General features: G+C 42.6%; 3 protein-coding genes and 1 pseudogene. 1 reads left to right on the plus strand and 3 read right to left on the minus strand.

Annotated elements, in window-relative coordinates:
* Nucleotides 1-179, minus strand: a pseudogene (gene fumC, locus PX481_RS21060) (class II fumarate hydratase); the annotation flags it as partial.
* 190 nt (nucleotides 180-369) lie between these two features.
* On the opposite strand from fumC, the gene PX481_RS21065 reads away from it, so the two are divergent.
* Nucleotides 370-657 carry a YggT family protein gene (locus tag PX481_RS21065; protein WP_288057471.1) on the plus strand — a complete coding sequence of 96 codons (288 nt, stop codon included), beginning with the start codon at nucleotides 370-372 and terminating at the stop codon, nucleotides 655-657.
* Nucleotides 658-661: 4 nt separating this feature from the next.
* On the opposite strand, the gene gshA is transcribed toward PX481_RS21065, so the two are convergent.
* Nucleotides 662-1,816 (minus strand): glutamate--cysteine ligase, encoded by a 1,155-nt coding sequence (gene gshA, locus PX481_RS21070; protein ID WP_002758072.1) that lies wholly within the window; start codon nucleotides 1,814-1,816, stop codon nucleotides 662-664.
* A gap of 39 nt (nucleotides 1,817-1,855) precedes the next feature.
* Entirely contained in the window at nucleotides 1,856-2,248 is a 393-nt protein-coding gene (locus PX481_RS21075) for a pre-16S rRNA-processing nuclease YqgF (RefSeq protein WP_002758073.1), read from the minus strand.
* Nucleotides 2,249-2,533: the final 285 nt, after the last annotated feature.

Here is a 2,533-nt window from a genome sequence, read left to right on the forward strand (position 1 = left end):
AGATTATCACCGATACTAAAGTATTGTAGGGATCTTTGGGTCTGCGCTCCCCAAAGTTTATCGGCAGGTACGGGAATTTCTCCCATGCTGTCTTTCTCGATGCGAAATTCTGTCATCTTTAAGTTACTTCTGCATCTGGCCTGAAAAGAGAGGGTCTCCAGGACGACACGGACTCCCATTATAACAAAAGTATAAGTCAAGTCTAGCTAGTTTGTCAAGCCCTATTGGGACTTTTTATTGGCGGCATTTTTACCCGGGAGGTTGGCAAGAATAACTGGCAGGGTGCTGGGGCGATTAGGATGATTAAATGAGACAAAAACTGTTATATTTTAGGGAAGATAATCGGTAAAAAAGACGGGATTGGAGACTATGGACACAGCGATCGCATTAAGTTGGACATTGGCAATTATCTTAGGGTTGATGACCCTTTTGTTTATCTTACGGATCGTGCTGACTTGGAATCCACAGGTAGATTTAAATAGCTTTCCCTTTAATATTATTGCCTGGCCCACGGAACCTTTTTTAATCCCCGTGCGTCAACTCATACCCCCCTTAGGAGGAGTTGATATTTCTCCGATTATTTGGGTAGGAATTTGTACGCTGCTGCGGGAAATTCTTCTCGGTCAACAGGGTTTAATTACCATGGCCTTAAAATAATTATTCACGCAACTAGAATATGCTGACATAATTTATGTTCTAACTCTCGTTCCTCTTTTTCTAGGGTAATAATCGCCTGTTTGATAATACTTTTAACATCCATACCTTGGTCGTATTGTTTTAACCATTGTTGTGCAGTGTTACCTTCGCGGAGGATTTTTTGTAAGGGAGAGAGGAAACAACTAAAACCCTTTTCTTTAGCGATCGGATAAACTTGAACATAGAGGTCTTTAATCCAATCCCTAGCTAAGATTTCCCGGCCATCGTACCAATGTCTCAGGGTGGCATCAAGACTAAAACGCGCGGCAGCCTGTTCGTTTTCTTGGGTTAAAGTTAATAAATCCTCGCTGCGATTGCTGCTGGGTAATTGACTTAAAATTAAGGGGTCTAATTCGGGAGCTTGTAAAAGTTGAGTTAAACGGGCCTCTAAAAAAGCCATAACTGCTAATAAACTAATAGGATTAGCAATCAGGTCACAAATTCGCAATTCTAGACGATTGAGATTATAGGGACGATTGCTACCGTTAGGACGTACTGACACCCAGAGATGACGAACATTCTGCATCGTACCGAGTTTTAATTGTTCCTCGGTCCAAGTGACAAAATGTTGATGACTTTCAAAGAGGGGAACATAAGCGGGAGTTTGGGGGAAAACTTGCCAACGACGGGAATGGGAACCGGTGATTTTACCGTCGAGAAAGGGAGAAGAAGCGCTTAAAGCCAAGTATAAAGGAGCTTCTAGGCGAATTAAGCGACAGGCACGCATTAAATCCTCATAATCGCTAATACCGACGTTAATATGAATACTGGCCGTGACTACATTAGTACCGTAGGTCTGTTCAATATAGTCATGATAGGGATTGTGGGGGTCACTGCGATAAAAATGTTGACTATCGCCCAAGGAGAGGGTACTGCCAGGGATTAGGGTATAATTGCCTAAACGACGCAAATATCGCCGTAGAGCGAGACGAGGTTTTAAAGTAGCGCATAAAAGACGGTCATAGTTAGTCATGGGAGCCGTAGTATATTCTACGTTACGACTATCCGGTTCCCGGACAAAACCATCTAAATCCTTGACAATGCGATCGGATAAACCGATAATTTCTCCGGCTGCTGTTCCGGTGTACATTTCCACTTCAAAACCTTTACTTAGGAGCATCGTCAATTCACCTTGCTGTGTCTATTTTGTAGTGTGACATTATTTGGACTGTAAATGACGTTCGATCAGCAGAATCGCCACTATATCATCAATGGGGCGATCGGGAAGACGCATACCTTGGGGGATGAGTTTCTGTAATCCTTTGGGGGGGAACATTTGCCAATAGCGATCGCGCGCTTCTAGGGTACTATTGCGTTCATCTACTAGAGTAATCGGGATAGTGACACGAGCGGCAATTTTTTGGCACCAACTTTTCGAGGTGGTTTGGTTCCCCATCACCAATAATTCGAGCGGATATTGTTGACAGAGACTAGCTAAACGCTCGAGCGCTTGTGACGATGCTATCACCTCATGGGTATAAATTTTCCCCGTTGATGACCTGACCGCGATCCCACATTTATCCTTACCCGGATCAAAACCGAGAATACACATAGTTTTTATCTCCTGCAGCAGTGGTCGGTTTTATTAAATCACTAAATTAGGGTCTTGGGTGTCGGGTTTTGGGGTTTTAGGGTTTTAGGGTGTTGGGGTTTTAGCAGGGTAAGCGCATCTGAACAATCCTTGACAAAATTAACTTTAGAGTTCTTGCATAATTAATTTTTGAGAGGGCAAAAATGAGAAAAATAAGCATAAAATTGCATAAAATAACCAAATAGAGCATTTAATTGATTAATGCTCATTCTTAATTCTCCTGACTACTGACTACTGGCTCGGAGA

The organism is Microcystis sp. M53603_WE2 (assembly GCF_030065435.1).

What these genes read in the sequence shown, in the direction of transcription:
- PX481_RS21075 (WP_002758073.1), bottom strand. Translation starts at nt 2,248, where the DNA reads ATGTGTATTCTCGGTTTTGATCCGGGTAAGGATAAATGTGGGATCGCG.
- gshA (WP_002758072.1), bottom strand. Translation starts at nt 1,816, where the DNA reads ATGCTCCTAAGTAAAGGTTTTGAAGTGGAAATGTACACCGGAACAGCA.
- PX481_RS21065 (WP_288057471.1), top strand. Translation starts at nt 370, where the DNA reads ATGGACACAGCGATCGCATTAAGTTGGACATTGGCAATTATCTTAGGG.